We start from the raw sequence: 26,807 nt of genomic DNA on the forward strand, positions 1-26,807 counted from the left end.
CCTTTTTCTAAGCGAGGGGCTGAAAGTGGGAATAGATCCACTGGCTGGGGAGGGGTACCCCGCTGTAATCCGGGTTATGAAACTGGAACTCATACTGAGGATTGAAGGAGTAGAGATCCAGTCTTCCCTCCCTCGGGACGGCCTTGTAATCCTCGTCATAGTAGTCCCAGCTGGCCAGCTCCTCCAGGGTGCTGCCGTCAAAGCGGTAGTGGGCGGCATTGCTGGGGCCCTCCCACCCGCTATGTGCGGAGGTATTGGCACACAGGATGTGGAGGGAGCCGTCCGCAGCCGTCCAGGAGGACCAGAGCCCGTTGTCGCCCCCCAAAAGGTGGACCTGGCCCCGCCACTGCTGTGACTCCAGATCCCAGAGCCCAACCATCAGATTGCCCATTCCGGCGGAGTGAGTGCCCCCTTCCACCAGGGCCAGTCCCAGGACGCAGCCATCCCCCTCCCGGGACAGGAGCAGCTGGGAGGACATGTACGGGGCGTCATAGGGGAAGTTATGATGTTCCCTCATGAGCAGATAGGCCAGATCTGGGACAGGCTGGGGGGTGAGGGTGAAAGCGCCGTCCTCCCAGGCGAGCAGATGCCAGCGGTCTGCCTGCCCGTCGGGGTCCTTCAGAAGCACCCGCAGGACCTGCATAGAGCCGTCAGGGAGACGGGTCACCTGAGACTGGGTGGTGAACTGCCCCGGGGCCAGGGAGGCAGGGTCGTCCTCCGCCAGCCGTCCCTGTTCCGTCAGACGGCCGTTTTCCACCTCCAGAATGATGTACTGGGCCGCATCATGGTCAGAGTGGGAGAGGGCCGCCTGGAGCAGGAGGGCCTGGTGATCTTTGGTGCTCAGATAGGCAGACGTGAGGACCTGCCGGGAGAAGGCAAGATCCGGGTGGTCATAGGTCCAGGAGAGCTCTTCCCCGGTGCCCAGCCGCACCTCCACGGTGGTGGAGGCGTCCCCCCGGATGAAAACGGCGGCCCTGTCGTCGATGCTCCCCACGCCATCCAGATTCAGCCGATGGAGGGAGAAGACCAGGCGTGGGGCCTCTCCCTTGACTGGAGCAGAGGGCGTCTCCCCTCGACAGGACGCAAGCGCTCCGCAGGCGAGAAGGAGGGACAGGACCAGGGAAGCCGTCCGCCGGGCAGAGCCGGAACGGGAAGAGGGGAGCGGTTCAGGCAGAGCGCGCATGGCAGATACCTCTTTTCTAATTTTTTAATGTCGAAGGCGGGGCCTCAGAAAAGACCATCCGACTGGGAGGGGACCAGGACCAGTTCGCCCCGGCTGTTGTAGGCGAGGGCGTGGTAGACGGGTTCAGGCCCATCGGTCCACCAGCCCTCCACCAGCTGCCCGGTCTCGGGCAGGACCTCCAGCCGGCCCCCCAGGGTGGTCAGATAGCGGAAGGAGCCAGAGGCTTCGTCCCAGACGAACCAGCAGTGGGCCTCGTTGTGGGTGGTGTCACAGAGAACTCCAAAGTCCTCACTGCCGTCAAAATCGATGTCCCGTACATCCACATAGTCCAGCAGGGGGGAGAAGGCCACGAACCCCTGAAAGGCGGCCCGGCTGTCGGGGGTGAAGGAGTCTGGGGTGATGGTCTGGAGAAGAGTGCCGCCGTCCAGGACCTGGATCTGGTCATAGCGGAGCTGAGATGAGTCGTCCGGCGCGGGGATGGGGCAGCGGAGCGCCAGGGTCAGCGTGCGGCCCGGTCCAACGGTGACGGTCTCAGTGTCCGTCAGATAGCCGTCTCGGGTCAAGTCCCACCCCGCCTGTGTCCAGGACAGGGTGGCCCACTCCGGCTGGTGCCATTTGTCGTACAGGATGGGTACCCGCAGGACCTGAAGGCCGTCCGGCCTGGTATGGAGGTAGGCGGACCAGATCACCGGGCAGTCCGGGGCGAGGTCGTCTGCGTTGTCCTCCCAGGTGCCCAGCCGGACCTGCTCTGTCAGCGCCCCCTCCTCCACGGCCAGCACGAAACAGCTGGCTGCGCCGTAATTGGAGTAGCGGTCCTCAAGGACCAGGACGACGGACTGCAGCCCCGAGGGGGTAAAGGAGGCGGGCAGCAGCCTGGGATGGCCGGTGGAGGGGAGTTCCCAAGTCAGCACCTCTCCGGTGCCCAGGGCGGCCTCCACCACAGTGAGGGGACCGGAGGCGCTGTCGTCATCATAGGAGAAGACCGTGACAGAATCGTCTGTTCCCCCTGTCCCGTCCAGGTCCAGTCCCTCCCAGAACACCGCATAGGTCCCAAATGGAAGAGTATCACTGAGAGGGATAAGATCTTCTCCCTGCTGGCCGGAGGAGGCCAGCAGGATATTCCCGCCGCAGGCGGCCTCCAGCAGCTGAGACAGGGGGAGGGTGAGGAGGATCTGGGACGGGTCGGCGGCGGAGCGGATGGAGACCATCTCGTCCTGAGGGTGGAAGGTCAAGGCGACCAGCTCCCAGGGGGTGCCCTCCAGGCCCAGCAGCTCAGCCGCCGCCTGGCGCAGATTCTGGGAGCGGACGGAGCCGTCCGGCCACCTCCGCCAGACCAACAGCCAGCCGCCGTCGGGGTCATGGGCCAGCAGATCCGGGTGGCCGTCCCCGTCCAGATCCAGGTGGTACATCAGGCCGGAGGTGTCCGCCAAGGAGAAAGAAGTCCCGTCGGGCAGACGGATCTGGTATTCGTACCAGTCTGAAAGGTCCTCCCGCACCGTGTGGATGGCGGTGCCGGAGAAGCCCAGAAGATCGGAGAAGGGGACCGACTCCTCGCCCGGGGTGGTAAGGGAGAATACGGGGGCGCCCTCCTCCGGGGGCGGGGAGGCTGCGGTCCGGCAGGTGACCAGTCCGCCGCAGGAGAAAATGAGGAGCAGGGTCAGGGCCATCAGCCAGACCGGCGGCCGCCGTTTGGGGCCCTGGAACAGGTTGCGGATACGCGCCTCCGCCTGCCGGGCGGAGCCGGAGAGGGGGGTAGAGAGGGGCGTGTAAGGACATGGGCGGGTCAAGACTGGTCCTCCTCCTTTCTGTTTTGGACGGCGCTGACGGCCTGAAGGATGGAACGGCCGTAGGCAGAACGCTGGTCCCCGGGCAGCGCGTGCAGGGTGCTGTCGTCACAGGCCAGCTCTGTGTCCTGCTCCACCGCCCGGGCCATGAGCCACATCAGCGGATTGAACCAGTGCAGGGCCTTTACCCAGAGCACCAGGGCCTTCAGGGGGATGTCTCGGCGGCGGAAGTGGGTCAGCTCGTGGCGCAGGGCGCACTCCAGAGGGGCGCTCTGGGGGAGGGGCTCCGGTAGAAGGATCACAGGGCGGAGCAGACCGGCCAGCATGGGGGCGGGCAGAGAGGGGCAGAGGACCAGCCTGGGCAGACGGCGCAGGCCCATCTGGTCCCCCAGCGCCCGGTACCGCGCCAGCAGGGGAGTCTCCTCAGCCTCCCGGCCCCAGCGGCGGAGCCAGCGGCAGAACCTGAGGTGACAGCCCACATTCCACAGGAGGACCCCCGCCGCGCCCAGCAGCCACAGGATCAGGAGGAGCTGGGCGAGGGAGAGGGAAAATCCTCCTGATTCCGCCGGGGCCTCCGGCTGGACGGCATTCTGGACCGGCTCAGACCGGGAGGGCGCGGCCTGGGACTGGGCTGGGCGGCTGGAGGCCGCCGGGGGCTGGGAGACAGGCGGCGAATAGGTGAAGACCACCGGGTTGGAGGGGACGGTCAGCTGGACTGGTGCCTCGGCCGGCCCCGTATGGGGGAGCAGGGGGAAGGGGACAGCCAGCCGCAGGGAGAGGAGCAGCCAGGCAGTACAGCGCCACCGGGCGGCGTAGCGGCCCCGGGTGAGACGGGCAGCCAGCAGCAGGAGCAGGACCACTGCCCCGCCGCCCAGGGAGAGGGCGGCCAGATCAAGGAGAAATCGGTTCATTTGGCGCCCCTTTCCAGCTCATCCAGCAGGGCCCTGAGCTCGTCCACCTCGCCGGGGGCCAGCCCGTCCCGGGCCAGGGCAGCCACGAAGTTTCGGGGGGAACTGCCGTACAGGCGGGAGAGGACGGAGCGGCTGTCAAAGGAGAGGTAGTCCTCTCGGCTGACCAGGGGGGTGTACCGGTTGCTCCTGCCCAGGCGGCGGGCGGATAGAAACCCTTTGTCCGCCAGCCGGGTGAGATAGGTGTTGATGGTGTTGGCGGCCCAGCCGTGGGGGGCCAGAGCGCGCTCCAGGGCGGCGCGGGGGGTGTCGGGGCCGGAGTCCCAAAGGGCCTTCATGACCTCCAGCTCAGTGTCGGGGAGTCGTTTCACAGCTATCGCTCCAATCTACTACTTTTGTAGTTTGTAATAATATACTACATTTGAAGTAAATAAAGGTCAAGTTACAGTGTGGTTACAGAGCGGCCGGGGCAGGGCTCTGGCAGAACAAAGCAGGCCGCCTGCCAAAAGGCAGACGGCCTGAAAATAGGGAAAAGCGGTGCCGCGGAGGGGAGCGGGGCACTAAAGCAGGATCTGTCCGTTGATCTCCAGCCGGAATTTGAGGTCCAGGGTCTCGGCAGCTTTCCGGCTGAGGAGCATCCGCTGGAGAAAGATCTCAAAATAGTCCATGACGGCGCACACCTCCGTGTTGATGGAGAGGGAGAGAGTCACGGTCCGTCCCGGCAGGTCCAGCAGCACCTCGGAGCGCTCCACGGAGTAGTTCACCCGGTCGTGGATGTCAAAGGTGGACATGTCCTTGTTCCGCACCCGGCTGCGGCGCACATCGGTCTTGTCGGCCAGGATCAGGGCGGCGGCGATGGCGTTCACCGGGTAGGCGGTGGAGTCGTCGTGGTGGCCGATGGCAGTGATGACGGCGGCCACGTCGGGGGGCTCCATCCCCATCTTGTCCAGGATGCGGAAGGCCATGGTGGCCCCGCTGAGGGCGTGGTCGTGGCGGTTGACCACGTTGCCGATGTCGTGCATGTAGGCGGCGATCCTGGCCAGCTCCACCTCTTTCGGGGTGTAGCCCAGCTGGGTCAGGATGCGGGCGGCCACCTCGGCGCACTTGGTCACGTGGGCGAAGGAGTGCTCCGTAAAGCCCAGCGCCGTGAGCGAGGCGTCCGCCTGGGTGATGTAGGTGCGGATCTCCGGAGAACTCCTCACCATCTCAAAGGTAACATTCATAGGGTGCTCCTTTCTTCTCCGCCGTCCCACAGGCAACGGGACAGGTCCACCCTGCCATCGGGCAGGAAGGGGACGCCCTCTCCTTCCAGCAGCAGGCGCTGGATGCCCGTTCCGCCGAACACGTCCGCGGGGCTGAGGCCCCCATCCCGGTACAGGACTCGATGACAGGGCAGGCCCTCCGGTGCCCGGGCCAAGGCGCAGCCCACGATGCGGCTGGCCCTGGGCCGGCCGGCCAGAAAGGCTACCAGACCATAGGTGGCCACCTGTCCTGCCGGGATGCGGGCCACCACGGCGTAGACCGCCATAAAAAAATCAGGACGCCCGGGAGTCACAGGGCACAGCGGCGGGGGCGCCCCGCTTGGGCGGGACGGGCCCCTCTATGGGCCGGGCAGAAAAACAGATAAAACACAGACACCAACACTCCATCGATCATAAGCGGCCTGGAAGCAGGTGCTCCCCGCCCTTGCAGGTTGGAAAAACAGCTGGGGACATCCCTATTGTATGGGATGATCCTGGTAATTTCAAGCCCCAAGAGCATCAGGACAGAAAATTTCTCCTAAGCTGGGCATCGTTCCCGCAGGCGGATGAGGGAATAGGAGATCGTTGCGGGAGAAGCGGGGAAATGGAAACGGGCTCCCGTGGAAATGCCTGATGCCCGCTGCATGTGCGGAAGAAAAAGGGGAATTTCCACCATAACAGGTGGAAGTGTATGCTGGACTATGATATAGTAGTTTCAAACAGGCTGCGGGCAGGCCGTCCGGCGGGCGCTTTGGAGAGGGGGAGACAGGATGAAGCTTTCTTCATTTCTGCATTTTGCCGCCTTTGGGGTCAGGACCATTCTTCTGCGGGAAAAAAAGCCCATCCTGGGCACAGTGATCGTCACAGACCGGTGCAATCTGAAGTGCAGGCACTGCTCTGTCCACGATCTGACATCGGTGGACCATCCCTATGAACAGATCCGCCGGGAGATGGAGCTCCTCTACCATATGGGGGTGCGCATCCTGTTCTTCTGCGGGGGAGAGACCTTCCTGTGGCATGACGGGGCGCGCACGGTGCGGGACCTGGTGGTGGAGGCCAAGAAAATGGGCTTTCTCCTGGTCAACGTCGTGACCAACGGCACCTTCCCCATTGATCTGCCGGAGGCGGATCTGATCCTGCTCAGCCTCGACGGTGACCGGGCACGCCACAATGCCATCCGGGGCGACACATACGACACCATCATGGAACATGTGGAGCACGCCACTTCCGACAATATCTGCTTCTATATGGCGATCAACCAGATCAACAAAGGCGCAGTCCGGGATGTCTGTCTGGCGGCGCAGGAGACCAAAAATGTGCGGGCGGTCTCCTTTAATTTCCACACGCCCTATCCCGATACCAGGGAGCTTGCCCTCACCCGGGAAGAAAAGGCGGAGTGCTGCGGCGTTATCAGGGAGATGATGAAAGCGGGCGCGCCTGTATTCAATCTGCCCGGCGCTTTCCCAGCCCTGATCGAGAACCGCTTCCCCACGCCGTGCCACCAGTGCGTGGTGGTGGAAAACGGAAAGCTGTCCACATGCGGGCGCTGCATTGAAGTGCCCGGCCTGTGCAGGGAGTGCGGCTACTTCTTTGTGGCGGAATACACCCTCTTGTTCCGGGGACATCCCAGGATCGTTCTGGAGATGCTGCGGACCTACCTGAAGTATATTTGAGGAGCATCATGAGTATCATCACAGACCTGACGAGGATGTGGCTGACCCGCTCGGCCAAGCCCTTTCTCTTTCAAAATGAATACGACCAGCAGCTGCCCTTTTCCCAGTGTGAGGGGCTGGGACTGTATGTGCATATCCCGTTTTGCAGGGAGCTGTGCGGCTTCTGCCCGTATTGCAAGGTCCAGTATGACAGGGCGGTCTGCGACCGCTATCTGGACCGGCTGATCCAGGAGATCCACCTGGTGGGCGGTCAGCTCCCCGGCAGGAAAAGGGTCACCAGCCTCTACTTCGGCGGCGGTACGCCGGCGCTGGCGGCCGGCCGGCTGAAAGAGGTGATGGAAGCCATCGAGGCGCATTTTATCATCACCGAGGGCGTCGGGGTGGAGCTGCACCCGGAGAATGTGGTGCCCTCCGTCCTGCGCATTCTGCGGGATGCGGGGGTGACCAGGATCAGCATCGGGGTCCAGTCCTTCCAGAGAAAGTTCCAGGGACTGCTGGGACGGAGGCCTGTGGACCTCCCAGCCCTGCGGGAGGCGCTGTCCCAGGTCCACTTTGAAACGGTGTCCATGGATTTTATTTTTGCCCTGCCCGGACAGGACCTGGAGGATCTGGAGATGGACCTGGAGACTGCATTCCAGGCCGGTGCCAATCATGTGGCGATCTATCCCTTCATTGATTTCACCTTCACGTCCAGCACGGTGCAGGCTATGGGAAAGGGGGAGAAGCGGGCGCTTTTGGACGGCATCACCCGCTGGTGCCTGGACCGGGGATACATCCGTAGCTCTGTGTGGACCTTTGCAAAGGATCAGGACGCAGTGTATTCCTCCATGACAAGGGACCATTTTCTGGGGTTTGGGTGCTCAGCCGCCACCCTGCTGAGAGATCAGTTCAAAATCAACACCTTTTCTGTGGAAGAATACTGCAGAAGGATCGACGAAGGGAAGCTCCCCACCTCCCTGACACTCCGGTTTTCTCTGCGTCAGCGGATGGTCTATTATCTGTTCTGGACCGCCTACAGCACAGAGGTGGATGCCGGTGCCTTTGAACAGTTTTTCGGCGTCCCATTGAAAAAGATGTACGGTATGGAGCTGAGGCTGGCACAATGGATGGGGCTGGTCACCCGGCGGGATGAGAGATACAGCATGACGCTGAAGGGCGCGTTTTACTACCACTACTATGAAAATTTCTATACCCTGGCCTATATCGACAAGATGTGGGGGGTGCTGAGAAACGAGGCATTCCCGGAAAAGATCGAGCTGTGATCTGAGCACGGCGGGAGCTCACAGATCTGTCCTGTACTTGATTTTTGAAAAAAATGTGTTAAAATAAGAACAAATTATAGAAAGTGTTTTTATTTGAGGGGGTGCGGGTGTGCCAAAGGTGGCCTATTCTGAGGAGGACCGGGAGCGGATCAGGGCGGCACTGGTCACTGAGGCGCTGGAGCGGATGGCCAGGCAGGGCATCCAGCATACCACGGTGGAGCAGATCTACAAAGCGGTGGGCATTTCCCGTACCTTTTTCTATTCATTTTTTCCGACGAAAGAGGACCTGATCGTGGAGACCCTCTATCTCCAGCAACCCAGGATACTGGCCTACGCGGAGCGGCTGATGGCAGATCCGGCACTGACCTGGCGGGAGGGGGTCCGGCAGTTCCTCCATGCATGCTGCTATGGTGAGAAAAACGGCATCGCTGTTTTGACCATTGAGGAGCAGCAGCTGATCTTCCGGCGCCTGTCAGCGGACAACTGCCGCGTGTTCCGGGAGAAGCAGGCCCGCCTGTTCGGGAAGATCCTGGAGTGCTTTGGGGTCCGGGCAGACCGGGACCGGGTGGAGCTGTTCACAAACCTGAGCCTGACGGCCATGATCGTGCGCCGGGCTATCCCGGAAAGTCTGCCGCTGTTCGTGCCGGAGGCCGCTGATGCGACGGTGGCCTTCCAGATCGACGCCATCGTGGACCGCCTGGAGCGCCTGAAGGAGCAGGGATCCTGACCGGAGCGGGGATGCGGCCCGCCGGGATATCTGGCACAGCAGTCCGGACCCGGCGGGCTTTCGACTCCCCTAAATAAATACAAAATATGAAGAATATCTTTATTTTGACGGAGCCGGCAGAGCTCCGAAGCATGTCCCCAAGCACCCGACCGGGCGGAGGACAGGAAAGCACTGTGTCCGGCGGAGATCACATACTATCATTCAGGAGGAATCTATTATGGGATTTTTCAGCAAATTGTGGAAAGGTCCGGAAGTGGATCTGGAGAAGAGCGGAGAAAACGCGAAAAAGATGCGGCAGATGTTCGACCGGGTTGTGGAAAACGGAGGCGAGTACAGGCTGATCTCCGGCTATACCGAGGATGTGAGCCGATTCAACTATGGGTTCGTCCACGGGAGCAGGCGGAAGGTGGGAAGCCTGATCGTGGGGTGGAACGAGGAAAGCCAGACCATCGTGGTCGTCCCCACTGTTCCGGATCTCTCCGGCTGCGGCGAGCCAGTGTATTACCGACGCGCGGATATTCTGAAGGCCTACCGCAACCGCTACCCCACCGACGCCTTTGTCATCTACCCCGACAGCCGGGGCTATATCGCCATCAATGCCTACGACTGGCTGGAAGACGAGTCACTGTACATCTATGTATCCCAGGAGGAGGAACTGGCGGCCTTCACCAAGTTCTTCCTGGAGCGCTTCGCAAAAAAATAAGGCCCGCAGGGGCTGGGGAGCACCCGGGGAAACGGAAAAGCGCAGGCGAAGGGGACTTCGTCTGCGCTTTCATGGCCGGTATGGTCAAGGTCATTTTTCCGGGCTGAATTTCAACAGAAGATAGGGTTCGATCTCCAGGACCGTGGCGATGTTGAAAAGCAGCTCCAGAGAGAGGCCGCGGTTCATGTTCGGGGCCTCGATGGCGGCGAGATGCTGGCGGCTGATGCCCAGCTCCTCCGCCAGCTGCTCCTGAGACATGCCCCTGCGCCTGCGGTAATAGCTGATGGCGAAGAACAGATCCGCCATTTTTTCGCGGTTGTCAAATTGCCGTGCCAAGCCCCATCCCCCCTTGTCTATAGTGTACCCAAGATGAGGGGGATACAAAATAATTTAAAACACGGCTATTGACGTGTTTTAAATATCGATTTATAATTTTGACATGGCAAATATCAAATCAGACACGATAAATGACGTGAAAAGCGGGGGCAGGGAAATTCAGAGGGGGATGTTCTTTTGTTGCGGCCTCTGTTAGAATAGAGGGATATCCCAGGCCCACGCTTCGGACACGCCTGGGCGGATCAGAGAGAACAGAGAGGAGCGAGGCGTATGGAGCAGTACGGCCCTTTTGCGGGGAGGAGCGGCACAGCGCACCTGAGTGCGCCGGCTTTTTGCGGACTTTTTTGATCCCCTGCGCGGTGCCGGCTGGATCCCGGCACCGCGCAGGGGACCTTTGTTTCACGGCCTGGGGTACGGCCCGGAATGTCACAGGGCGGAGACGATCAATGGAACGCCTGCGTAAACTCTGTGGGGCGTTGGGGGAGGAGATATCTGCTTCCCGCACCCTGCGGAGCAGGAAGACAGATAGACAAACGAAATAGCAAAATAGGAAGAAATAAAGGAGAGCACCCATATGACTTTGCTGGACCAGTGTAAGATCTGGAACGAAAACGACGAGTATCAGAAGATCATCGAGGCCTTGGAGGCCGTCCCCGCCCAGGAGCGCACCCCGGAGATGGACAGCGAACTGGCCCGGGCCTACAACAACCAGGCCGCGCCGGGGGACCGGGAGCTGTTCCGCAAGGCCATTGCCCTGCTGAAGCCCCATGAGGCGTATTTCGCGGGGGACCATTGCTGGAACTTCCGCATGGGTTATTCCTACTACTACCTGGACCAGGAGGGCCGGGCGCTACCCTATTTCCAGGCGGCGCTGGAAGCCCGCCCCGGTGACGGGGATACCCAGGAGTTCATTGAATGGTGTCAAAAGGGAGTCGCTCTGCCCCGGTTCTCGGAGTGCTTCCGGGAGCGGACGGAGGCGGCATGGGAGAAATTTGCTCAGCAGGAGGCACAGCTGCGTCAAAGGATGGATGAGGACAAGGACCATCAGCGGGGGGATGAACTGGTGGCCCAGATGGAGGATGTTCTGCACCTGGCCTTTGATGACATATCCTTCGAAATGGGCTTTAACGGCCAGAAGCACGAGCTGATCCTCACCCCGGAGGGGGACAAGGTCAAGCTGTTTGAACTGGTCTACTTCCAGAAGCACGCACCGAAAAAGGTGCTGGAGCACTGGAATATCCTGGCGGGCCGCCAGCCCAACCCCGGCATCGGACTGCGTACCGACGACGGCTGGGAGGTCTCCGGGGAGGATGTGCAGGTCTGGCTGGAGGAGCGGGGAAAAAACAGCTTCGCCCTGTCCGCCTATTGCGAAAAGCTGCTCCCCCTGCTCCGGGAGGAGGAGGGCCGGGCCTGGTGGATGCTCACCACCCTCACCGACCAGGTCTTGGGCGAGATTTCCCATATGCGGTACATCGACGCCTTCGACGTGCTGGAGGAGCCCAAAGGGGAGCAGTCTATTCTCCTGTCGGACCTGCCGGACAAGCTGAAGGGCATGGGCCTGGATCTGGCTGCCGACCCGGAGGACTATCTGGAGAACTACATCGGCTATGAGATGGAGCCCAACGAGGACCCGGAGGCGGACTGGCGGCTGGATGTGATCGCCGGCTCCACCAACTGCGCTCCCCTCATCAACGGCTATCTGAGCGCTGAAAACGACTCCATGGATGACCTCCACGCCGACGGCGTAGTGGCGGGCTTCTTCTGCTATCCACTGGACACCCTGCGGGAAGAGGAGGGCAGCGACAAGATCTTTGCTTTCCGGGACGAGCTGGAGGACTATCTGAGCAGTGCCTGCGGCCCGGACGTGCTCATCCTCACTGGCGGGGCCACCGGCATCTTCTGCGGCTATGTGGACTTCATCGCCTGGGACCTGCCCGCCGTCCTGAACAAGGTCCAGGACTTTTTCGCGGACACGGATCTCCCCTGGGCCGACTTCCACACCTTCCGCCGGGAGGCCGGGACGGTGTCCCTCAAAAAACCGGAGGAGGACGAGCTGGAGGAGACGCTGACCGGGATGGACTACATTCCCTACACCCTGGAGAACGCCGACGCCTTTTACCGGCAGCTGGAACAGTGGAACGACGAGGACGAGTACACCCGCTGCATCCAGGCCCTGAACGCCATCCCGGAGGACTGGCGGGACTACCGCTTTGCCTACGCCCTGTCCAGGGCGCTGGAAAACTACGCCATCATCGGGGACCGCGAAGAGGGCACCCCCGGCCGCAAGGGGGACAAGGCCCTCCTGCGGGCCATCCAGGTGCTGGAGGCCGTCCGGGAGGAGGGCCGGGACAAGGCGGAGTGGAATATGCGCATGGCCTATGCCTATCAATACCTGGAGGGGCAGGAGGAGAAGGCCATCCCTTACGCCCAGCGGTGGATGGAGCTGGACCCCGAGGACAAAAACGCCCCGGCGGTGATCCGGGAGTGTGAGGAGGAGCTGGCCAAACGGAGCGGCGGAGAGCTGGAGAACGGAGCGGAAGAGAGAGCACCGGCTGGCCCGGTGCTAACAGCTGAGGATGTGCGGGAGCTGGAGTCCATGTGCGAAGGGGTATCCGGCTACTTCTACAAAATGCTGAACTTCCTGGAGGAGCGGCTTCAGGACGGTGTCCGCCGGGGGCGCTTCACCTGGGAGCGGGTGCGGGCGGATCTGGACACGGCCCTGTGGTACTCCTATATCTGCAACAATGTGGATGAGTACGAGTATTATTACCGGGCGGCCCAGTGGATGCCGGATTCGGAGCAGGCGGCAGAGCAGGCCCGGAGCGGGGTCTGGTACTATCGGTACGCCTGCGCCCTGACCTACTGCGGACGGCTGGAGGAGGCCCTAAAGTACGCGGAGAAGGGAGTCGGACTGGACCCGGAGTATGTGTGGGGCTGGCTCATGTACGGCAGGCTGCTCAGCCACTTTGGGGACCGGGAGGGGGCCCTGGCGGCGGCGGACCGGGGGCTTGCCCTGGAGCCGGGAGACTATGAATTCACCACCCTGCGCCGGGAGATCCAGAAGGGGCGCACGCTGGAGGAGATGGAGTTCCACTGGATCGACCCGGAATCTGACAGAAAACTCCAGGCGGGGATGGACGAGAGCGCCGGAGACAAGAAGCGGGCGATCTCCTGCATCCTCTGCCGCCGGGAGGCGCTGGAGGAGATCAAGGCGGCCCTTGCGCCTGTAGAGTGGGAGGCGGACGCCCCTTACTGCACGTTCACCATGCCCTATCAGGGGAGCACGGTGGAGGGGCGGTTCTTCGGGAACGAGGCCGCCCTGTCCAAGGTGCCGGCCGAGTGGGTGCGGGAGCTGGTCCGGCGCCTGCCGGAGCTGGACCGCCGGGGTCTGACCTTCCTCTCCGCCCGGGCAGGGCTGGGGACTGGGGGACTGGCCCTGGAGCGGTTCACCATCCAGATGGACCGCCGGCTGTGCCTGTTCTACCAGCGGGGGGAGGAGCAGCAGATGGTCCGCTTCGCCCCCGACTTTGCCCTGTGCGAGGAGGACCAGCCCGCTCTGGCGCAGCCTGAGGGGGGGACCTTCCTGGCCTTCGTGCTGCTGGAGCAGCCGGAGTGGGACGCGGAGGAATTTAAGCGGACCCTGCGGGACGACTGGGGCATCCCCTGCATGACGGAGGAGAAGGACAGCGGGGAGGGGGGAAGCACCCTGGTCTTTGAGGCGGAGGGCTTTCTGACGGCGGTGAGCCTCTACCCCTTCCCCGTGCCCAAAGGGGAGGCGGAGCAGAATGCGGGCCGCAACTACCTGTGGAGCGAGGCGGAGGAGACCACACGCCGGCACCGGGGGCAGATCCTGGTGTCCACCATGGCACGGGACGGAGATGTGGGGCAGGCCGCCCGCCTCCAGGTGAAGCTGGTGTGCGCTGCCTGTGGACAGGACGGCGTGCTGGGCATCTACGCCAACGGCACCGTGTACCAGCCGGAGTTCTATCTGGAGGCGGCCCAGATGATGGAGGACGGGAGCCTTCCCCTGCTGAATTTGGTGTGGCCGGGGCTGTACCGCCGGGAGGGAGGCCTGTGCGCCTACACCGAGGGGCTGCGCGCCTTCGGCAAGGACGAGCTGGAGGTGCTGGACACCCGGGCGGAGCCCGGGGACCTGCGGGGGTTTGTGCTGGACATCGCCTCCTATGTGCTGGAGCAGGATGTCACCCTCCGGGACGGGGAGACCATCGGCTTCAGCGAGGGGCAGAAGCTGCCCATCACCCGCAGCGCGGGGATCTGGCACGACGGCATGACGCTGAAGATCGGATATCCGTCAAAGGAGGAGGGGGAGGACGAGAACAGCGGAGAGACCTGAAACATGACCTGCGGACCGCTGGAAGCCGCCGGGGGAGTCTGATTTCATCCACTCAATAAAAACACCGTGGCGTATCGGAAACGATACGCCACGGCGTTTTTCATGAACAGCTTATCGGGCCGCCCGGTAGATATCCTTGATCTCCTCCAGGCCCAGCACCTTAAAGGAGCCAATGGTGCGCCTGCCCTCAAAGGTACACATCCAGGCCAGCTTTTCGATGGCCTGCTCGTCCAGCGTGATGCCCAGCTGCCCCACGGTGGTGGGCATGCCGATGGAGCGGAGGAAGTGCTCAAAGGCCCGGATGCCGGCCAGCGCGGTCTCCTCGTCGGAGCCGGGAGTATCCACCCCCATCACCGCCCGGGCGAAGCGGGCGAACCGCTCAGGGGCCGCGTCCATGACATACCGGGACCAGGCCCCCCAGACGGCGGCCAGACCGGCCCCGTGGGTGACGTCGAACATGCCGCTCAGCTCGTGCTCCAGCTGGTGGCTGGCCCAGTCCCCGATGCGGCCGCAGCCGCCCCGGCCGCAGCCGGTGAGGCTGTTATGGGACAGGCTCCCCGCCCACATGATGCCGGCACGGGCATCATAGTCCCGGGGGTCCCGGACCACCCGGCGGGAGAGCTCCAGCATGGAGCGCATCAGCCCCTCCGCCATAGAGTCGGTGGGCTCCACCGTCTCAGGGCCGGAGAAGTAGCGCTCCATGGTGTGGTAGATGATGTCCACGCAGCCGGAGGCAGTCTGATAGGCGGGGAGGGTGAAGGTGAGCTCCGGGTCCATCACGGCAAAGCGGGGGCGGCACAGGTCGGTGTTCAACCCCCGCTTTTTCCAGCCGTCCTCGTTGGTGATGACGCAGGAGTTGCTCATCTCACTGCCGGCGGCGGCGATGGTGAGCACAGTCCCCACCGGGAGGCAGTCCTGGGCAGGCTGGCCGGAGAACAGGTCCCACACGTCCCCCTCGTAGGCCAGCCCCAGGGCGATGGCCTTGGCGGAGTCAATGACGCTTCCGCCCCCCACGGCCAGCAGGAAGTCCACACCCTCCCGGCAGCACAGCTCCATCCCCTCCCGTACCTTGGACAGCCGGGGGTTAGGGACCACGCCGCCCAGCTCCACGTGGGCCACGCCGGCCCGGTCCAGACTGGCCAGCACCCGGTCCAGAAGGCCGCTCTCCCTGGCGCTGCGGCCGCCGAAATGGACCAGCGCCCTGGTCCCGCCCTGCTCCTTCACCAGCTGGCCCGCCTGCTCCTCGGTGCCCCTGCCGAATACCACCTTAGTGGGGGTATAGTACTGAAAGTCGTTCATACAGCTCTCCTTTTTACAGTCGATAAGATGTGTCTGCTGGTAGCTCTCCCACAGGAGAGCCTGCCCGCTGATGCAGCCGGCCCCGGTTCAGGCCTCCCAGCCCGCCAGATAATCCTTCTGCTCCTGGGTCAGCGTATCGATGGAAAGCCCCATGGCGGCCAGCTTCACCCGGCCGATCTGGTCGTCGATCTCTTCGGGGACGTTGTAGACCTTCTTCTCCAGCATTCTGGCATGCCTGGCCATCCACTCCAGGGAAAGGGCCTGGACGGCGAAGGACATATCCATGATCTCCGCCGGGTGGCCGTTTCCGGCGGCCAGGTTGACCAGCCGCCCCTCCGCCAGCACGTTGAGAACGCGGCCGTCGGGCAGGCGGAAGCCCTCGATGCCTGCCCGGCGGGGGAAGCGCTCCTCCGCCAGCTGGCCCAGGCGGGCCACGTCTACCTCACAGTCAAAGTGCCCGGAGTTGCACAGCAGGACATTGTGCTTCATCACCTGGAAGTGGCGCTCCACGATCACGTCCTTGCAGCCGGTGGCGGTGACGAAGATATCGCCGTATCGGGCGGCCTCGTCCATGGGCATCACCCGGAAGTTCTCCATGGTGGCCTCCAGGGCCTTGAAGGGGTCCACCTCGGTGACGATCACGTTGGCCCCCATGCCCTTGGCCCGCATGGCGATGCCCTTGCCGCACCAGCCGTAGCCGGCCACCACCACCGTCTTGCCCGCTACCATCAGGTTGGTGGTGTGCATGATGGCGTCCCAGGTGGACTGGCCGGTACCGTATTTGTTGTCGTAGTAGTGCTTGGCCTTGGCGTCGTTTACCGCCATCATGGGGCAGGGGAGGATGCCCGCCCGCTCCCGGGCGTACAGGCGGTGGATGCCGGTGGTGGTCTCCTCACAGCCTCCCAGCAGCCGGTCCCCGTAGGGAGCGCACCGCCCCCCCAGCAGGGAGATCAGGTCGCCGCCGTCGTCCACGATCAGGTGGGGGTGGCACTTCAGGGTCTCGGTCAGCAGGTCCTCATAGCCCCGCATGTCCACCCCGTGGACACCGAAGGTCTCCACCCCCAGGCTGGCCATGGCAGCGGCCACATCGTCCTGGGTGGACAGGGGGTTGCAGCCGGTGAGATACACCTGGGCGCCCCCCTCCCGGAGCACCAGCCCCAGGTTGGCGGTCTTGGCCTCCAGGTGGACAGAGACGGCGATGGTCAGGCCCTCAAAGGGCTTCTCCCGGCGGAAGCGCTCTTCGATGCCGCCCAGGGCGGGCATGAAGTCCCGGACCCACTGGATCTTCTGCAGGCCGGAAGGGGACAGAGACAGGTCTTTCACGATGCTCATATCATTTGCTCCTTTGATTTGATGGGGATGGGGATCAGCGTTCTCCCCTGCGCTCCCGCTCCTTGGTGATGAAGCCCAGGAAGTCGGCCAGGATCCGGGCGGCCAGATAGCAGGTGGTGCCCGCCGCGTCGTCATAAGGGGGCGAGACCTCCACCAGATCCACGCAGATGACCTCGCCCAGCTGGGCGATGCCCTCCAGCAGGTCCACCGCCTCGTCATAGAGCAGGCCGCCCAGCATGGGGGAGCCGGTGCCGCCGGCGATGGAGTAGTCGAAAGCGTCGATGTCGATGGTGACATAGTAGCGCCCGCCCTGGGGCAGCTGTTCCAGAACCTTCTGGGCTCCCATGGCCCGGATCTGGCGGGCGGAGAGGATCGTTGCCCCATAGGCCCGGGCGTCCTGGAAGTCGGAGCGCTTGCTGCTGCCGATGCCGTGGATGCCCAGGTGAGCCATCCGGTCCACATAGGGCAGCTGGGACATGTAGCGCATGGGATGGCCGTTGAAGAGCCGGTTCCCGCCCAGCTGATCGGTCCAGTCCAGGTGGGCGTCCAGCTGGATCACATGGAAGGGGCCGGACTGGTCCAGCCCCCGGGCGACCGGGATGGAGATGGAGTGGTCGCCCCCCAGCACCACAGGCAGGCAGCCCCGGCTGCGGAGCAGGCGCACCGCGGCCTCGATGTTGCCGAAGGTCTGCTCCAGATCGCCGGGGACATAGTCGATGTCGCCGCAGTCCATCACCGACCACTTCTCGGTGCTCAGGTAGTAGTCGTCCCGTTCTGGATCATAGGAACCCTGGGGACTGAAGCGAAAGCGGGTGGACTGGGTACGTATGCCCCGGGGGCCCAGCCGGGCGCCGGGGCGGCCCTGGATAGCCATATCGCAGGGGGCGCCGATGACAGCGATGTCAGCCTGGATCTGGCGGATGTCAGGGCAGATGGGACATTTGGCAAAGGTGGCGATGCCGGTCGGGGCCATGTTGACAGGGGCGCTCTGGCTGAAATTCTCCATAAAGACCATCCTTTCGTGGGCGAAACTAAAAAATTTCTTTCTTTACTTTACAATGTTTCGGAGACAAATTCAATGCTGAATGAGAAAACTTTCCGGCCCATGGGAGACAAAGACAAATAATTTACAGATTTGTCATGGACAATTCCCGAAAACCGGGGTACAATGAAAAACGATTTGACACAAATGTTAGGAGGCTCCTGTATGGGCGCGATTTCCCGCTGGCTGGACCGCTTCTGCTACAAGCATCCCCGGCTCGGCATCCCAGGTCTGATGAAGTACATCGTCATCGCCAATGTAGCGGTCTATCTGATGGATATGTTCAGCAACGGCTACTTCTCCGCTATGCTGCGGTTCTACCCGGCCCTGATCATGGAGGGGCAGGTGTGGCGGCTGCTCACCTTTATCTTCGTCCCCACCAGCGGCGGTTTCATCCTGTGGTTTGCCTTGACCACCCTGTTCTACTACTACATCGGAAACGCTCTGGAAAACCAGTGGGGGTCTACCCGGTTCACCGTGTTTTACGGGGTGGGCGTCCTGCTGAACATTTTCACCGGGATGGTGACTTACTGGATCTCTGGTGCCTTCCTGGAGACTGCCAGCATGTACTACGTGAACATGTCCATGTTTTTTGCCTTCGCCACCCTGTACCCGGATATGCGGGTGCTGCTCTACGGGATCCTGCCCCTGAAAGTGAAGTGGCTGGCCTGGGTGGATGCGGCCCTCTTTGCCTTTGATATTGGTCATTACTTTATGAACGGCAACTGGGTCCAGGGAATGGTCCCCATTGTGGCCATCCTGAACTACTTCATCTTCTTCTGGGACGATCTGATGGCCATCCTCCGCCGGGGGAGCAGCCGGGCTGCTCACCGGGTCGATCCTCAGACCATCAACTTCAAAAAGGCTCAGAAGGAAGTCCAGAACCGGAAGGGCTATCTCCACAAATGCGCCGTGTGCGGCATCACCGACGCGGACGACCCCAACATGGAGTTCCGCTACTGTTCCAAATGCAACGGCTACTACTGCTACTGCATGAAGCATATCAACGACCATGTGCACATCCAATGAGGGCGGGCGCCCCCGGACCGACGGCCCGGGGGCGCCTTTTTGCGCGAGAGCTGGGGCGCTCCCTCCGATGGGAAAAGGCCGTGAAAAATCCTGTTGATAAATTCTGCCGGATGCAGTATAATATATCCCAGCTTTGTTCCAGACCTCGGTGTGGGGCAAGGCCGCACTAGTCGGGGAGATAGCGGTGCCCTGTTCCTGCAACCCGCTTCAGCAGGGATGAATCCCGGCCCCCGGACGTGCATTGTGCTGTCTGACCTGGATAAGCAGCGATGATAGACCGGTCCCGCGCAACGCGGCTCCGTGAACCGTGTCAGGCGGGGAACCGAGCAGCACTAAGCGGCCCGCCGCGTGTGCCGCGGGGTTACTGTTCTTGAGCCGGCTGTCCAGGTAACGGGTATAGTGTACGCTTCAAAGGCCGGTGTGCGGCCTTGCTCTGCATCGAGTATTTTTTGCCCGGATGGGCAGAGAAAAGGATTTGAGGTGATATCGTGTATCAGGCCCTGTACCGCAAATGGAGGCCCCGCACTTTTGACGATGTGGTGGGCCAGAGCCATATCACCGACACTTTGAAGCAGCAGGTGGCGGGGGGGCGGCTGTCCCACGCCTATCTGTTCACTGGGACCCGGGGGACGGGCAAGACCACCTGCGCCAAGATCCTGTCCCGGGCGGTGAACTGCCAGAGCCCGGTGAACGGCAACCCCTGCAATCAGTGCCCGGCCTGCCTGGGCATTGAAAACGGCTCTATCCTGGATGTGCTGGAGCTGGATGCCGCCTCCAACAACGGCGTGGACCAGGTCCGGGCCCTGCGGGATGAGGCGGTCTATACCCCGGCGGCGGTCCGTAAGCGGGTCTATATCGTGGACGAGGTCCATATGCTCTCCACCCCAGCCTTCAATGCGCTGCTGAAGATCCTGGAGGAGCCGCCGTCCCACCTGATGTTTATCCTGGCCACCACGGAGCTGCACAAGGTGCCGGCTACCATCCGCTCCCGGTGTCAGCAGTTCGCGTTCAAACGCATCCTGCCCGGACAGATCGCCCAGCGCCTGGAGTATGTGGCGGGGCAGGAGGGCATCGACCTGACCCCGGAGGGAGCGGCCCTTCTGGCCCGGCTGGCTGATGGCGGCTTGAGGGACGCCCTTTCCCTGCTGGACCAGTGCTCCGGCGGCGGACAGCAGGTGGACGAGCAGGCGGTGCTGGATACCCTGGGGCTGGCGGGAAATCTGGAGACCGCCCGGCTGATGGAGCTGGCCGCCCGGCACGACACTGCCGCCGCCCTGGAGACCCTGTCCCGGCTGTACGCCGGGGGAAAGGACGTGGGGGCGGTGCTGGGGGAGCTGTCCTCCCTGGCCCGGGATCTGCTGATGAGAAAGACGGCCCCCAGAGGCGGCAGTGCCCTGCTGACCGGTGGATATGACGAGACCACCATGCGCGGCCTGGGAGAGCTGCTCACCGCGCCCCGCCTGCTCCAGATGCTCAACCGCCTTCAGGACACTGCCGCGCTGCTGCCCCGCAGCAGCAGCCGGCGGACGGACGCGGAGCTGTGCCTCATCCGCCTGTGCGACGAGACGCTGGACGACTCGGCGGCCGGACTGTCCGCCCGCATCGCCCGGCTGGAGGAGCAGTTGGCCTCCGGCGTCCCGGCTCCGCAGACGGCCGGTTCGGCGGGGGACGGCGGGGCGGCGCAGCAGCCCGCCCGGCCTCAGCCGGCGCCCGTGGAGGCTCCTCCCTGGACGGAGGAGCGTCCGCCCCTGCCGGAGGAACCGGAGGAGGAGCGGACCCTGGAAGAGCCGGAGAGACGGCCTGCGGCGGTCCCGCCTGCCCAGCCGGCCGTCGCTGGGGGCGAGAGCTCCTTCTGGCCCGCCTTCGCGGCGGAGGCCAAGCGAAAGCTGCCCTCCGCGGGGCCCTATCTGGTGAACCCGGAAAAGACGGTGGGGACCTGGAAAAACGGGGTGCTGACCCTGTGGGTGGACAGTGCATTCACCAAGGCGATGCTCAACAAGCCCAACATCACGGAGGTGCTGGCACAGGCCGCCGGGCAGCGGTTCGGCGGGCAGGCCAGAGTAGCCTTCCAAATCGGGAAGCCCTCTCCGGAGGACCTGGGCACGGGGCAGTCCCCGGAAGCTGGACAGCGGGACGCCCTGGACGCCCTGCTGGAGTTTGGGGAACAGTTTGACAATATCATCATCAAGTGATATGGTTATATCGGAATAAGGAGTGGATGGATATGGCAAAGGGCTTTGGAGGCCGCGGCGGCATGGGCGGCATGGGAATGAACGCCAACATGCTCAAGCAGGCCCAGAAGATGCAGCAGGATATGATGCGCATGCAGCAGGAGCTCCAGGAGAAGGAGTACGAGGCCGCCGCCGGCGGCGGGGTGGTGACTGCCACTGTGACCGGCAAGCGGGAGCTGAAGGCGCTGGAGATCGATCCTGAGGCGGTGGACCCGGATGACGTGGAGATGCTCCAGGACATGATCGTGGCCGCCGTCAACGAGGCGCTGCGGGCTGCGGAAAACGATGCGGCTTCCACCATGCAGAAACTGACCGGCGGGCTCGGACTGCCGTTTTAAGAGGAACGACGCCCCATCCCCCCGGAAGAGACCGGAGGGATGGGGCGCTTTTTTACCGCTGGCGGGCGGCGGAGAGAGGAAGGCAGGGAGAGAAGCCGGGAAAGGCGGAAAGGAGAAAAAAGTGAAGCGGGAAAGTCCGGAAGAACAGCGGAAACAGATGCTGGAGGCCCCCATCCCGGGACTGATCGGCAGGCTGGCGGTGCCCACCATCATAAGCATGCTGGTGACCTCCATCTACAACATGGCGGACACCTATTTTGTCTCCCACATCGGCGCGGGGGATGGAGCCACCAGCGCCTCCGGAGCGGTGAGCATCGTCTTTTCCCTCATGGCGATCATCCAGGCGGTGGGCTTCACCGTGGGGATGGGGGCGGGGAGCATCACCTCCCGGCTGCTGGGGAAGGGATGGAAAGAGCGGGCGGACCAGTACGCATCCAGCGCCGTCATTCTGGGACTGGTGCTGGGGCTGCTGCTCATGTCCGTCTGCTTCGTCTGGATCGATGAGCTGGTCTGGCTGCTGGGGGCCACCCCCACCATCTATCCCTACGCCCTAGACTACGCCAGGTATATCATCTTCGGTGCCCCGGTGATGATCCTGGCCTATATCCTCAACAATTTGCTGCGGTGGCAGGGAAAGGCCAACCGGTCGGTGATCGGCCTGGGATTCGGCGGACTGCTGAACATCGTGTTGGACCCCATCCTGATCTTCACCTTTGACATGGGCATCTCCGGGGCGGCCATCGCCACCCTGTTCAGCCAGTGCGTCAGCCTGGCTATCCTGGCCTCCTTCTTTGTGCGAGGGCAGAGCGACATCCGGGTCAGCCCCCGGCTCATCGCTCGAGAGGCCAAGGTGTATGGAGACATCCTGAAAAGCGGTCTGCCATCCTTCCTGCGGCAGGGCATGTCCAGTGTGGCCTCCGTGTCTCTGAACCTCAATGCGGGGCTCTACGGCGACCCGGCGGTGGCCGCCATGGGGATCGTGACCAAGGTGTTTACCTTCATCATGTCCGTCGTCATCGGCTTCGGCCAGGGGTTTCAGCCTGTAGTAGGCTTCAACTACGGTGCGGGGCGGCTGGACCGGGTGCGGGAGAGCGTGAAGTTCTCCATGAAGTCCTGCACCTTGGTGCTGACTGCGGCGGCCGTCATTGGGTTTCTTTTCGCACCCCAAGTGATCCACTTCTTCCGGGAGGACACGGAGGTGATCGCCATCGGGGCCCGGGCTTTCCGGTTCCAGTGTGTCAGCCTTCCCCTGGGGGCGGTGCTGGTCTTTGCCAACATGCTCTTCCAGTCGCTGGGGTGCTCCTGGAGGGCCTCCTTCCTGGCCGTATGCCGGCAGGGGCTGTTCTTTATCCCTCTGATCTTCCTGCTGCCCAGGCTGTTTGATCTCACCGGGCTGGAGATGACCCAGATGGTGGCGGACTTCATCACCTTCCTGTGCAGCGGAGGGATGCTGCTCCACTTCTTCCGTACGGAGCTCGCCCGGGAGGGGGAGAAGTCCCCGGCCCCCGCAGAACGGAAGATGTAGAAATAGGGATGCCTCCGGACCGGTGGGCCTGCTGTCTGCTGGTCCGGGGCAGCAAAAAAGAGGAAACCAAAATTTGCGCAAAAAAAGTGAAAATAGTGGTTGACAAGATGGAAAGACTTTAGTATAATAAGCAAGCCGTCGTGAGACAGCGACAGCAAACCGGGGGAGCATAGCTCAGCTGGTAGAGCACATGCCTTACAAGCATGGGGTCACAGGTTCGAGCCCTGTTGTTCCCACCACATTGGCCCCATCCCATGACTACCTGGCTCGGTAGTTCAGTTGGTTAGAACGCCGGCCTGTCACGCCGGAGGTCGAGGGTTCAAGTCCCTTCCGAGTCGCCATTTGCCTCTGTAGCTCAGTTGGTAGAGCAGAGGACTGAAAATCCTCGTGTCGTTGGTTCGATTCCGACCGGAGGCACCAAGTCCCTGACGGGATAAGAATGATCCCGTCAGGGCACAATATGCGAGTGTAGCTCATCTGGTAGAGCGCCACCTTGCCAAGGTGGAGGTAGCGGGTTCGAGCCCCGTCACTCGCTCCATATTTTTGGTGCCATAGCCAAGTGGTAAGGCAGAGCTCTGCAAAAGCTCCACCCCCAGTTCAAATCTGGGTGGCACCTCCAGCGTCGGAGCAAGCGTTATATCGCTTGCTCCGATTTTTATTGAAATTAGAGTGCGCTCATTCTGCTGTTCCTTCTTCCGCATCATAACCACTTTGCTGGGCTGTGATGTGGTTTGAGTACGAACTAGGGAGTGACGGCATCTATAGTGTTTGGACAAGACATGGTCGGAGTAAGCGTTTGTGCGCTTGCTCCGATTTTTTATCAGAGGGGAGAGTATTTCCTAGTGAAGAGGGTACCCCTCTGTCTCTATTTTGGTTCCGAGCAGCAACCTGCCACAGGGCTGACACTCCGTAAGGAAGTGTCGGCCTTCGTCTAATCTGTAAAGAAATTGATCCTTAATTTTGGACGTTGTGGCGGTCGCTACGCCGTCTTTTTCTTTTGTGCCGCAAGATATTTCTGGAACAGTTCTTCCATTTCTTCTGGGGAGGGGGCGCACCACAGGCCAATGGTCTTGTAGTAAATATCTACCTGCAGATGGCGTTTGCCATCCACCTTGTCAGCCTGGGACACCATGATCTTCTCAATGAACTCGTGGACGATCTCCGGCGTCAACTCCGTCAGCCGCGTCACCTGTCTGGCCCGCTCAATAAAATGTTGAAGGTCATTGGCCTTGTCCGTGGCGGTTTCCACACTTGCCTCCATCTCCGGGATGGCCTCTTTCAACCGCTTCTGCTCGCTTTCCAGCGATACCGTCAGCGTGGAGAATCGTTCTTCACTGAGAAGCCCCTTACTCATGTCCTCGTAACTTTTCTGAATCAGCCCGTCTATTTCTATCACGGGCTGTTTGGCCTTCTCCAATTCCCGCTGTCTGGCATCCAGTTCCCTCCGCTCTTGCAGACCAAACTGCTCCATCTGCTCCTGGGCGAACTGCTTTTCATAGACCTGAACGTACCACAACAGCTGTTGCAGGCCCTCAAGTACCAATTCTTCAACCACTTTCTCTCGAATAAAATGGGCGGAACATAGATCGGAATTGCCACGATAAGCGGAGCAAAAGAAAAATGCCTGTTCATGCTTGTAGTTATTAGTGGCGCTATACCCCAGCTTACTGCTGCAGTCGGCACAATAGAGCAGCCCGGAAAACATACTGACAATGCCGGTTTTTGTGGGCCTGCGGCGGTGCTGGCGAAGGTCCTGGACCAAGGCGAAGGTCTCCCAGTCGATGATGGCAGAGTGGGTGTCCGGGAACACCTTCCACTCCTCCTGGGGTCGGTTCAGCCGTTTCTTCTGCTTGAAGGACCGGCTGAACGAGCGGAAGTTCACCGTGTCGCCGGTGTACTCCTGCCTGTCCAGGATGTCTGTTACGGTGGCGGAACACCAGTTGTGTGGGAACGCCGGGGGCCTTACCGGGCATTTCACGCCGATGCTGTGCTGGTACTCACTAGGGGTCATCACGCCCTCGGAGCGCAGTTTTTTAGCAATCTGGGTCGGCCCCAGGCCAGACACGCTCATGCGAAAGATACGCCGCACCACCTCCGCTGCCGGTTCATCCACCAGCCACCTGTTCCTGTCCTCCGGATCTTTCCTGTACCCAAAGGGCGGGTTGGTGGTCAGGGGTATTCCGGCATTGCCCCGGCTCTGCATGACGCGCCGTACCTTGTCGCTTGTGTTTTTGGCGTGCCACTCATTGAATAAATCCTGCATGGGCACGATGTCACTCACGCCCCTGGCGATGTCGATGTTGTCCATGATGGCAATGTACCGCACATTCAGCCGCACAAAGTCCTCCTCCAGCAGCTGCCCCACCACAAGGCGGTTGCGGCCCAGCCGGGAGTGGTCTTTCACCACCAGGTTTGCCACAAGCCCCTGTTCTGCTACCTCCCCCAGCCGATAGAGCCGCACCGCCTTTTTGCCCCCGGTCCGCCGCAGGGTGGCGTATTGGCAGGCAGGGTCGGCGTCCAGCTCATAGCCCTGCTCCCTGTAGGGCTTTCCGCAGGTCGTTCCCGTCCACGCTGACCTTGAGAGCGGCGTCCAGGGCTGAGGTTGTACCGGGTGGGTTTACCACTCTGCTCGTCCAGCCAGACGGGGCGGCTGGGGGCTTTGCGGCCATGCTCGATCACGGACAGGCCATACTCCCGGCAAAGGCTATCGGAGATGTCCCGCAAACGCTGTCGTTCAGCCTTGGAATAGTTGTACTTTTGCCCGTCCTGAAAAGAAACTGAATTGAAGCAGAAATGGTTGTGCAGGTGGCCTTTGTCCAGATGGGGGGTGACGATGAGCTGAAACTGCTCGCCCCACATCTCACGAGCCAGCTTTACACCGATCTCATGGCACCGCTCCGGGGCGACTTCTCCCGGTTTGAAGCTCTGGTACCCATGCCAGGCGATGTAGTTGTCCTCCTTGCCGTACTGCTGTTTGGTCAGGATCATCTGCTGGAGGGCCGTCTGCTTCAGGCAGTTGAGGGCGGTGACAAAGGAGCCGTCCGCGGTTTTCTGCGGGTTCTGGATATACGAAAACACATTGAAGAAGTCCTCGGAGCCCTTGGGGACGGTTTTCGCCGGGTTTTCCACATAGGCGATCAGGTCGCTGAGCCGTCCTTTGATGTGCCACAGGCTGGTGGTCGCCATCACGCCACCTCCTGCAAGAGTAGGACAAGCCGCTCAAGCCGGGAACATTCCTCGGCGACTTCAAGGCGGTAGGCTGCCAGCCGCTCCAGTTGGCCGTGGACTTCATACAGGGCGTCCAGCAGGTCCCAGAACTCCGGCGGCTGTTTGGGGCGGGGCTGCTTACCCAGGCAGAGTTGCCGGGGATACTCGGATCGGGTCAGGCTGCACAGGGCAGCGCCATGTTCCAGCTTGGCTTTTTCCGTTTCATCCAATCTGATTTTCAGCCGTACTTTTTCAGTTTTAGTACGCAAAATAATTCCTCCATTCTGTCTGATTTCCGCTGTGGAAGGGGGTATTCAGGGGGACTCCCCTGGGGATGGATTCTGCCCCGTGGGGGGGGGGCGAAATCCGATGCTCGCTATTCCACAAGACAGGGAGATTTTGAAAGTCCAAAGGGAGATGGGCAGTCCAGGAAAGCAAGAACACCTCCCCATCTCCTACTACAACTTTCCATGTGCAAAACAGAACTTTTTCATAAAACTTTTTGGACAAAAAGAAGCCGGTCACATACGTGCCGTACCAGCAGGACAGACTGTGTCCTACTGGACTCCGTTTGGTTTGCGTATGTAACCGGCTTTTTCCGCACCAAATCAGTACAAACCTGTTCATTTGGCT

Annotated in this window: 22 protein-coding genes, 5 tRNA genes, 1 other RNA gene and 1 pseudogene; 16 read left to right on the forward strand and 13 right to left on the reverse strand. The window is 61.9% G+C overall.

What is annotated here, in order from left to right:
* Positions 1-7: 7 nt before the first annotated feature.
* From NE584_RS05450 to NE584_RS05475, 6 genes are all read right to left on the reverse strand, one after another.
* Entirely contained in the window at positions 8-1,183 is a 1,176-nt protein-coding gene (locus tag NE584_RS05450) for a hypothetical protein (RefSeq protein WP_256182099.1), read from the reverse strand.
* Between the two features lie 44 nt (positions 1,184-1,227).
* Positions 1,228-2,970 carry a hypothetical protein gene (locus tag NE584_RS05455; RefSeq protein ID WP_256182100.1) on the reverse strand — a complete coding sequence of 581 codons (1,743 nt, stop codon included), beginning with the start codon at positions 2,968-2,970 and terminating at the stop codon, positions 1,228-1,230.
* Positions 2,967-3,878: a M56 family metallopeptidase gene (locus tag NE584_RS05460; protein WP_256182101.1), complete on the reverse strand. Its 912-nt coding sequence runs from the start codon at positions 3,876-3,878 to the stop codon at positions 2,967-2,969. Before NE584_RS05460 ends, NE584_RS05455 begins: the two co-directional genes overlap by 4 nt.
* Positions 3,875-4,246: a BlaI/MecI/CopY family transcriptional regulator gene (locus NE584_RS05465; protein WP_050623633.1), complete on the reverse strand. Its 372-nt coding sequence runs from the start codon at positions 4,244-4,246 to the stop codon at positions 3,875-3,877. The genes NE584_RS05460 and NE584_RS05465 overlap by 4 nt, the downstream gene beginning before the upstream one ends.
* Positions 4,247-4,435: 189 nt before the next feature.
* The gene (locus NE584_RS05470; protein ID WP_050623634.1) at positions 4,436-5,098 is read right to left on the reverse strand and encodes an HD domain-containing protein; all 663 of its coding nucleotides are present in this window, start codon (positions 5,096-5,098) and stop codon (positions 4,436-4,438) included.
* Complete coding sequence (locus NE584_RS05475) at positions 5,095-5,403, reverse strand: MGMT family protein (protein WP_108980678.1); 309 nt, start codon at positions 5,401-5,403, stop codon at positions 5,095-5,097. The genes NE584_RS05470 and NE584_RS05475 overlap by 4 nt, the downstream gene beginning before the upstream one ends.
* 483 nt (positions 5,404-5,886) lie before the next feature.
* On the opposite strand from NE584_RS05475, the gene NE584_RS05480 reads away from it, so the two are divergent.
* The 4 genes from NE584_RS05480 (at position 5,887) to NE584_RS05495 (ending at position 9,481) form a co-directional block, all read left to right on the forward strand.
* Positions 5,887-6,789 (forward strand): radical SAM protein, encoded by a 903-nt coding sequence (locus tag NE584_RS05480; RefSeq protein ID WP_050623636.1) that lies wholly within the window; start codon positions 5,887-5,889, stop codon positions 6,787-6,789.
* 8 nt (positions 6,790-6,797) lie between these two features.
* Positions 6,798-8,051, forward strand: coding sequence for a coproporphyrinogen-III oxidase family protein (locus NE584_RS05485; RefSeq protein ID WP_108980679.1), 1,254 nt, complete (start codon positions 6,798-6,800; stop codon positions 8,049-8,051).
* Between the two features lie 109 nt (positions 8,052-8,160).
* The gene (locus NE584_RS05490; protein WP_050623638.1) at positions 8,161-8,778 is read left to right on the forward strand and encodes a TetR/AcrR family transcriptional regulator; all 618 of its coding nucleotides are present in this window, start codon (positions 8,161-8,163) and stop codon (positions 8,776-8,778) included.
* 217 nt (positions 8,779-8,995) lie between these two features.
* Positions 8,996-9,481, forward strand: coding sequence for a hypothetical protein (locus NE584_RS05495; protein ID WP_108980680.1), 486 nt, complete (start codon positions 8,996-8,998; stop codon positions 9,479-9,481).
* Positions 9,482-9,571: 90 nt separating this feature from the next.
* Here the strand turns inward: NE584_RS05495 and NE584_RS05500 are convergent, their stop codons facing one another.
* On the reverse strand, positions 9,572-9,817 hold the full coding sequence (locus NE584_RS05500) for a helix-turn-helix transcriptional regulator (RefSeq protein WP_242850288.1): 246 nt from the start codon (positions 9,815-9,817) through the stop codon (positions 9,572-9,574).
* Between the two features lie 544 nt (positions 9,818-10,361).
* On the opposite strand from NE584_RS05500, the pseudogene NE584_RS19825 reads away from it, so the two are divergent.
* Positions 10,362-12,326, forward strand: a pseudogene (locus NE584_RS19825) (hypothetical protein); the annotation flags it as partial.
* 276 nt (positions 12,327-12,602) lie between these two features.
* Complete coding sequence (locus NE584_RS19830; RefSeq protein WP_368044979.1) at positions 12,603-14,171, forward strand: DUF4261 domain-containing protein; 1,569 nt, start codon at positions 12,603-12,605, stop codon at positions 14,169-14,171.
* A gap of 111 nt (positions 14,172-14,282) precedes the next feature.
* Here NE584_RS19830 and NE584_RS05510 read toward each other — a convergent pair whose 3' ends face one another.
* The 3 genes from NE584_RS05510 to NE584_RS05520 all read right to left on the reverse strand — a co-directional run bounded on the left by NE584_RS05510 (position 14,283) and on the right by NE584_RS05520 (position 17,808).
* The gene (locus tag NE584_RS05510) at positions 14,283-15,470 is read right to left on the reverse strand and encodes an iron-containing alcohol dehydrogenase (RefSeq protein WP_108980681.1); all 1,188 of its coding nucleotides are present in this window, start codon (positions 15,468-15,470) and stop codon (positions 14,283-14,285) included.
* 87 nt (positions 15,471-15,557) lie between these two features.
* The gene (locus tag NE584_RS05515) at positions 15,558-16,802 is read right to left on the reverse strand and encodes an adenosylhomocysteinase (protein WP_108980682.1); all 1,245 of its coding nucleotides are present in this window, start codon (positions 16,800-16,802) and stop codon (positions 15,558-15,560) included.
* Between the two features lie 34 nt (positions 16,803-16,836).
* Positions 16,837-17,808: an agmatinase gene (locus NE584_RS05520; RefSeq protein ID WP_050623642.1), complete on the reverse strand. Its 972-nt coding sequence runs from the start codon at positions 17,806-17,808 to the stop codon at positions 16,837-16,839.
* Between the two features lie 201 nt (positions 17,809-18,009).
* Here NE584_RS05520 and NE584_RS05525 point away from each other — a divergent pair, with 201 nt between their 5' ends.
* The 10 genes from NE584_RS05525 to NE584_RS05570 all read left to right on the forward strand — a co-directional run bounded on the left by NE584_RS05525 (position 18,010) and on the right by NE584_RS05570 (position 23,586).
* On the forward strand, positions 18,010-18,873 hold the full coding sequence (locus NE584_RS05525; protein WP_242850290.1) for a rhomboid family intramembrane serine protease: 864 nt from the start codon (positions 18,010-18,012) through the stop codon (positions 18,871-18,873).
* Positions 18,874-19,034: 161 nt separating this feature from the next.
* Positions 19,035-19,299: signal recognition particle sRNA large type (gene ffs, locus NE584_RS05530), an RNA gene on the forward strand.
* Positions 19,300-19,361: 62 nt separating this feature from the next.
* Entirely contained in the window at positions 19,362-21,065 is a 1,704-nt protein-coding gene (dnaX, locus tag NE584_RS05535; protein ID WP_108980683.1) for a DNA polymerase III subunit gamma/tau, read from the forward strand.
* Positions 21,066-21,097: 32 nt separating this feature from the next.
* Entirely contained in the window at positions 21,098-21,442 is a 345-nt protein-coding gene (locus NE584_RS05540; RefSeq protein WP_050623644.1) for a YbaB/EbfC family nucleoid-associated protein, read from the forward strand.
* 121 nt (positions 21,443-21,563) lie between these two features.
* Positions 21,564-22,967 carry an MATE family efflux transporter gene (locus tag NE584_RS05545; RefSeq protein WP_256182110.1) on the forward strand — a complete coding sequence of 468 codons (1,404 nt, stop codon included), beginning with the start codon at positions 21,564-21,566 and terminating at the stop codon, positions 22,965-22,967.
* A 163-nt stretch (positions 22,968-23,130) separates the two neighbouring features.
* Positions 23,131-23,206, forward strand: a tRNA-Val gene (locus NE584_RS05550).
* 25 nt (positions 23,207-23,231) lie between these two features.
* Positions 23,232-23,308: transfer RNA gene (locus tag NE584_RS05555), tRNA-Asp, on the forward strand.
* 3 nt (positions 23,309-23,311) lie between these two features.
* A tRNA-Phe gene (locus tag NE584_RS05560) sits at positions 23,312-23,387 on the forward strand.
* A gap of 42 nt (positions 23,388-23,429) precedes the next feature.
* Positions 23,430-23,505: transfer RNA gene (locus NE584_RS05565), tRNA-Gly, on the forward strand.
* Between the two features lie 7 nt (positions 23,506-23,512).
* Positions 23,513-23,586: transfer RNA gene (locus tag NE584_RS05570), tRNA-Cys, on the forward strand.
* 360 nt (positions 23,587-23,946) lie between these two features.
* Here the strand turns inward: NE584_RS05570 and NE584_RS05575 are convergent.
* The 3 genes from NE584_RS05575 to NE584_RS05585 are packed head-to-tail and all read right to left on the reverse strand — an operon-like array spanning position 23,947 to position 26,443.
* Positions 23,947-25,428 (reverse strand): recombinase family protein, encoded by a 1,482-nt coding sequence (locus tag NE584_RS05575; protein ID WP_256182112.1) that lies wholly within the window; start codon positions 25,426-25,428, stop codon positions 23,947-23,949.
* Positions 25,401-26,153 carry a relaxase/mobilization nuclease domain-containing protein gene (locus NE584_RS05580; RefSeq protein ID WP_108980685.1) on the reverse strand — a complete coding sequence of 251 codons (753 nt, stop codon included), beginning with the start codon at positions 26,151-26,153 and terminating at the stop codon, positions 25,401-25,403. The genes NE584_RS05575 and NE584_RS05580 overlap by 28 nt, the downstream gene beginning before the upstream one ends.
* Positions 26,153-26,443, reverse strand: a complete 291-nt coding sequence (locus tag NE584_RS05585) for a hypothetical protein (protein ID WP_108980686.1) — start codon at positions 26,441-26,443, stop codon at positions 26,153-26,155. Before NE584_RS05585 ends, NE584_RS05580 begins: the two co-directional genes overlap by 1 nt.
* Positions 26,444-26,807: the final 364 nt, after the last annotated feature.

Origin of the sequence: Clostridium sp. DFI.5.61 (genome assembly GCF_024462915.1) — a bacterium.
Classification (GTDB): Bacteria; Bacillota; Clostridia; order Oscillospirales; family Oscillospiraceae; genus Lawsonibacter; species Lawsonibacter asaccharolyticus.

What these genes read in the sequence shown, in the direction of transcription:
- NE584_RS05450 (WP_256182099.1), bottom strand. Translation starts at nt 1,183, where the DNA reads ATGCGCGCTCTGCCTGAACCGCTCCCCTCTTCCCGTTCCGGCTCTGCC.
- NE584_RS05460 (WP_256182101.1), bottom strand. Translation starts at nt 3,878, where the DNA reads ATGAACCGATTTCTCCTTGATCTGGCCGCCCTCTCCCTGGGCGGCGGG.
- NE584_RS05470 (WP_050623634.1), bottom strand. Translation starts at nt 5,098, where the DNA reads ATGAATGTTACCTTTGAGATGGTGAGGAGTTCTCCGGAGATCCGCACC.
- NE584_RS05475 (WP_108980678.1), bottom strand. Translation starts at nt 5,403, where the DNA reads ATGGCGGTCTACGCCGTGGTGGCCCGCATCCCGGCAGGACAGGTGGCC.
- NE584_RS05480 (WP_050623636.1), top strand. Translation starts at nt 5,887, where the DNA reads ATGAAGCTTTCTTCATTTCTGCATTTTGCCGCCTTTGGGGTCAGGACC.
- NE584_RS05485 (WP_108980679.1), top strand. Translation starts at nt 6,798, where the DNA reads ATGAGTATCATCACAGACCTGACGAGGATGTGGCTGACCCGCTCGGCC.
- NE584_RS05495 (WP_108980680.1), top strand. Translation starts at nt 8,996, where the DNA reads ATGGGATTTTTCAGCAAATTGTGGAAAGGTCCGGAAGTGGATCTGGAG.
- NE584_RS19830 (WP_368044979.1), top strand. Translation starts at nt 12,603, where the DNA reads ATGCCGGATTCGGAGCAGGCGGCAGAGCAGGCCCGGAGCGGGGTCTGG.
- NE584_RS05510 (WP_108980681.1), bottom strand. Translation starts at nt 15,470, where the DNA reads ATGAACGACTTTCAGTACTATACCCCCACTAAGGTGGTATTCGGCAGG.
- NE584_RS05515 (WP_108980682.1), bottom strand. Translation starts at nt 16,802, where the DNA reads ATGAGCATCGTGAAAGACCTGTCTCTGTCCCCTTCCGGCCTGCAGAAG.
- NE584_RS05520 (WP_050623642.1), bottom strand. Translation starts at nt 17,808, where the DNA reads ATGGAGAATTTCAGCCAGAGCGCCCCTGTCAACATGGCCCCGACCGGC.
- NE584_RS05525 (WP_242850290.1), top strand. Translation starts at nt 18,010, where the DNA reads ATGGGCGCGATTTCCCGCTGGCTGGACCGCTTCTGCTACAAGCATCCC.
- NE584_RS05540 (WP_050623644.1), top strand. Translation starts at nt 21,098, where the DNA reads ATGGCAAAGGGCTTTGGAGGCCGCGGCGGCATGGGCGGCATGGGAATG.
- NE584_RS05580 (WP_108980685.1), bottom strand. Translation starts at nt 26,153, where the DNA reads ATGGCGACCACCAGCCTGTGGCACATCAAAGGACGGCTCAGCGACCTG.